Genomic DNA, 4,536 nt, shown 5'->3' with positions numbered 1-4,536 from the left:
TCATCCGCATACTTCGGATCCACAGAATCCGTCGTGGGCTTCAAGTTGAAATCGGCGTTCACTGTGCGATTCACGACGGTATCCGTGCCAGGAATCGTCCAAGTTGCGGTGACCGCAACCTGCGTCTCGCCCTTAACCTGTTTATCTTTAGGCCAAGTGATTACGCCCGTATCCGGGTCGATCGTAACGCCGAGCTTCTCTGCTGCCGCAGGATCCGAGAAGGCGAACTTAGCACCTTGCGGAATCGTCTCAGTCTTATCCGTGTTCGGATTATCGAATTTGGGAGTCGAAGTGAGAGCCTTCAAACCTGCGGTTCCCGTGACCGTTGGGTAATCGATGTATGCCGGATCAGCCAGGAAAGAGTCCGCGAGAAGCACGGTACCAGTTGCTTTACCAGAAGCATCAGCAGCAAAAACCTGCGACGAATAGACAGTTGCCTTTGCAAGGTCCTCCGGAACCGTGAACGGAACTGACTCGAGCGTGCCTGATTCGTTGGCCTTTACTGTCTTCGAAGCACCGCCAATAGCAACGCCATCTGCGTACCACTGGATAACGTAGTCATTGAACGGGTTCAGTCCAGTAGTCGTGTTGACCGCAGTGTCTCCCGGACCCGCAATCCGACTCGACAGATCATAGTTCGTGATGTCATGCATCGGATTTGCAGTGAACACAGCGAATTTGACGTTCGAAATATTGTAGGATTCCAGTGCGTTAACAGCGGTAGCAAGCTCAGGCGACTGGAACATATTGTTCTGGAACGAGTTCATCCACACATCGCGGTCGCCCTCGATCACAGGGTACACGTACAAGTAATCCGAGTTGATGTGGCGATGCTTTTGGCCGACCGTGCCATTCCACTTCATCAGGCTGCCATGATCAACGTCCGAGTCCGGCACAACGGTACCGTATTCCTCATCAGAGATCGTGTGGGAAATGGAGGCTCCGGAGTTTTGCTTATCGCGAGACACGCCATACAGGCCATTGAATGGAATGTAGTAGTCGCCGTTCGAAGCCACAGTTGCAACAACCGATTCTGCGATAGCGGACCCAGCACCGTTTTCCGCCTCGTAGTCAGCGACAATCTGCTTCTGAGCTGACGCAAACTCGTCAGGAGTGAAGCCAGCATTGGCATCCTTCCAAGCGTCAAACTGACGGGCGACCTCATCATTTACGTAAGACCCAACAACCTTCGTATCCGTGGCCGCGCGGTCGTTGAACTCTGTGTCCTTGTAGTACTGGTTGGCCAGCGTTCCGCCAGCCTCGCGGTTTTCCCACCAGACGTTACCGCGAACAGTACCGTATTTACCGGTGTTTTTACCGGCTTCGGTTCGCTGTGCCTCCGGCTTAGCAAGCCAACCGTCAACGTTCGGCTTCTCCTCGAAGACAACCATGCTGTTGACGACGCGGTTAATGCCGGCAGTGAAGTCCCAAGACTCATTCTTACGAGAAAGTCTGCCGTGGAAACGGCCAGCCATCATGTCACCGGTCTTAACCTGCATAAGGCGCGCCGGGTCGGGATTCTCAGCCCACGTACGAAGCTGAAACTTACTGTCTCCTGCAAGGTCAAACCCGTACTCTCCGCCATTAGCGTCCTTCACCGGCTTGGAAAGGTCAAAGACAAACTTGCCCTCAGAATCAGACACCGTGTAGTACACCGGCGAAACGACGCCCTGTCCATTGATCCACTGCAGGAAGACCTTCACACCTGGCATGAGGACATCGTCGCCGTTGCGGGCATCAAGACCGCCACCGTACTGCTTAAAGACCTCACCCTGGTACCCCTGCTTCTGACCCCAGACACCGTCAGCACGAATGGCCGTGGCTTCAGAAGAACCCGGCATATCTGCAGGGGTGTTGTTAGCTGCATCAGTAGCAGCATCCTGTGCAACAGCAGCAGGCACGGTATCAATCATGTTCGGTACAACAACCGTACCGGTCGCGGCGATGGCGAAAGCAGCACCGCCAGCGATGAGATTACGCATACGGCCCTTGAAGCCGAGACCCTGGAGAGCCAACGCAGACGTACTGCGCGGAGCCTGGGAAGCATCAAAATTAAACTTCAACAGAAAATCCATTCCTAGAAAGACGAATAGGGGAACCTAGATCACCGCGAGCGAAGTAGGACGGCGGATAATCCAAGTGGAATTTCGATACCAGCAAGAGAGCGGCAGTGTCCCTAAGATAAGCACTTAGAAACTCTCACGAAATACCTAGAAACAATCCTAAGGTGGATTCACAGGTTCCACCACTACCCCCCACATCCAGCCAATGGATTCCGCGTGAAATTACAGCTTTTATGCGCAGTTATTGAGAGAAAGGCCAGCTCACAAGGTACCACTGCCGAGAGAGCACTTAATTGTGATATTGCCCACATATTAGATAGTATCTGAGGATTCCATGCCAGAGGCCTTTTACCCTTTGGTCTAGTTGGTGATTGTTGTTGAAAAATATAACCGCCAAAGAGGCAACTGTTGTGAACACGGACCTTTTTGAAACTTCCCCACCTAACCCCCGCACGGCGTTGAAGTGTTCTATTTTCGGGGGAAAATACCCGTGTGACACACTCAGGCCGATTTTCTCTAAGGTTTATCTCAGCAATCGGAAACCTGAAGGCATGCAAAATCCCCCGCCGCGCCCGCAGAAACGCGGGGCGACGAGGGCATCGGAAAGCTGAGGTTAGTCCGCCAGGATGTCGTGGCGCACGATGGTCTGGTCGCGGCCGGGGCCGACGCCGATGTAGGAGAAGCGGGCGCCGGAAAGCTCCTCAAGGCGCAGGACGTAGTCCTGAGCCTTCTGCGGGAGCTCTTCGAAGGTCGTGCAGTCGGTGATGTCCTCATCCCAGGCCGGCATGGTCTCGTAGATCGGGACGGCGTGGTGGAAGTCAGACTGGGTCATGGGCATCTCGTCGAAGCGCTTGCCGTCGACGTCGTAGGCCACGCAGATCGGGATCTCACCGATGCCGGTGAGCACGTCGAGCTTGGTGAGGAAGTAGTCCGTGAAGCCATTGACGCGGGTGGCGTAGCGTGCGACGACGGAGTCGTACCACCCGCAGCGGCGCTTGCGGCCGGTGTTGACGCCCACCTCGCCGCCGGTGGTCTGCAGGTACTCGCCCCACTTATCGTGCAGCTCCGTGGGGAACGGGCCGGCACCGACGCGGGTAGTGTAAGCCTTGATGATGCCCAGGGCGTGCGTGATGCGAGTCGGACCGATGCCGGAGCCCACGGACGCGCCACCGGCGGTCGGGTTGGAGGAGGTCACGAACGGGTAGGTGCCGTGGTCCACGTCGAGCATGGTGGCCTGGCCGCCCTCCATGAGGATGTGCTTGCCCTCGTCCATCGCCTTGTTGAGCTCAAGCTCCGCGTCGATGACCATGGGGCGCAGGCGGTCCGCGTACTGCAGGAAGTACTCCGCGATCTGGTCAGCGTCGATGGCCTTGCGGTTGTACATCTTCACCAGCATCTGGTTCTTGATGTCGAGCGCAGACTCGATCTTCTGGCGCAGGATGGACTCATCGAAGACGTCCTGGACGCGCAGGCCGATGCGAGCAACCTTGTCAGCGTACGTCGGGCCAATGCCGCGGCCGGTGGTGCCAATGGCGCGCTTGCCCAGGAAGCGCTCCTGCACGCGGTCGAGCGTCTGGTGGTACGGCGCAACGAGGTGCGCGTTGGCGGAGATGCGCAGACGAGAAGCATTTGCGCCGCGGGCCTCAAGGCCGTCGATCTCGTCGAAGAGGGCCTCAAGGTTGATAACCGTGCCGTTGCCCAGGACCGGGGTGGCGTTCTCGGAGAGGATGCCGGCCGGAAGGAGCTTGAGCTCATACTTCTCGCCGCCGACGACCACGGTGTGGCCCGCATTGTTACCGCCGTTGGGCTTGACCACGTAGTCCACGCGGCCACCCAGGATATCGGTGGCCTTGCCCTTGCCCTCGTCGCCCCACTGGGCGCCGACAATCACGATAGCTGCCATGTTGCTTCGTTCACTTCCCTAGCCCTGATGGGCCGATTGCGTGGGTTGCGTTTATCGTGCCGTCTCTCGACGGCCGACCGCAGCCGCTACGATCAAAATACTGCCCTATCGTACCCGGTCGCACAATAGTTTTCATTACCTGGACGCGATTATGTGGGTGTAATTACGCGTCCCAGCGAGAACCAGGCAGCGACTACCGTCGCCGGCGGGCCCATAAAAGTTCTCAAGCTTGGCAACCTCAGCCCACCACATCTGTTCTCACTGTTGCGCGTTTGCGCCAGGTGGAAGAAGGTAAAGCCGCTCTGCCAAGCTATAGAACCCACGGCCTAGGCGGCGCGGCAGATGTCTAGTCACAACCATCGCCGAGGACATTCCACATTTCTTGCGCCCATCTTCAGACTCCGTCCAAACAACAAGCTCAAGAATCTTAGCGATGGCCGCGCGGTCAGCCGGGTTATCCATCGAAATGGTCGCTGCTCCATGGCGGCAGTTGGTCGCAGGGGTCGACATGACCGTGCGCCTTACCCATCTATTTTTCTGTAATCTGGCCCGCGAGAGCGCAAGCTCTCC

At 57.1% G+C, this 4,536-nt stretch carries 2 protein-coding genes; both read right to left on the bottom strand.

Annotated features, from left to right (window positions below; all coding sequences use genetic code 11):
- A partial coding sequence (locus tag HMPREF2559_RS09300) for a Rib/alpha-like domain-containing protein (RefSeq protein WP_305763981.1) occupies nucleotides 1-2,075 on the bottom strand: 2,075 nt, incomplete at its 3' end.
- Nucleotides 2,076-2,676: 601 nt separating this feature from the next.
- Complete coding sequence (locus HMPREF2559_RS09295; protein ID WP_066488946.1) at nucleotides 2,677-3,966, bottom strand: adenylosuccinate synthase; 1,290 nt, start codon at nucleotides 3,964-3,966, stop codon at nucleotides 2,677-2,679.
- Nucleotides 3,967-4,536 lie beyond the last annotated feature (570 nt).

The organism is Corynebacterium sp. HMSC072G08 (assembly GCF_001809185.1).
GTDB classification, from domain to species: Bacteria; Actinomycetota; Actinomycetes; order Mycobacteriales; family Mycobacteriaceae; genus Corynebacterium; species Corynebacterium phoceense.
The sequence above is the reverse complement of the archived record's forward strand: the minus strand, read 5'-3'. Positions and strand labels throughout refer to the sequence as shown.

Excerpts from the sequence above, each read along its gene's own strand:
- HMPREF2559_RS09295 (WP_066488946.1), bottom strand. The coding sequence starts at position 3,966 with ATGGCAGCTATCGTGATTGTCGGCGCCCAGTGGGGCGACGAGGGCAAG.